General features: G+C 33.1%; 1 protein-coding gene. It reads left to right on the top strand.

Annotation, left to right across the window (positions count from 1 at the left end; all coding sequences use genetic code 11):
• The coding region (locus AAEY72_RS15730; RefSeq protein WP_352311566.1) for a cation diffusion facilitator family transporter at positions 1 to 251 on the top strand (251 nt) is incomplete at both ends.

Genomic DNA, 251 nt, shown 5'->3' with positions numbered 1-251 from the left:
TAATTTACCTGACTGGTTGGGATATTATCGATATTTTATCGAGCATGTTAATTGCTTCATTCGTTTTATTCACCGGTATTAAGGTTATTATAAGTTGCGTTAAAGGGCTGTATATAAATAAAGATAAACTCCCTAAAGTAGCTAAAGTTGAGCAAGCAATTACCACAATCCAGCATGTAAAAAATGTGCATAATGTAACTGTAGTACGAAAAGATAAAACGGTAATAGTGGGTGCGCATATAGTGCTAAAA

It is taken from the genome of Psychrobacter sp. W2-37-MNA-CIBAN-0211 (genome assembly GCF_040309405.1).
GTDB lineage: Bacteria > Pseudomonadota > Gammaproteobacteria > Pseudomonadales > Moraxellaceae > Psychrobacter > Psychrobacter glaciei.
The sequence above is the reverse complement of the archived record's forward strand: the minus strand, read 5'-3'. Positions and strand labels throughout refer to the sequence as shown.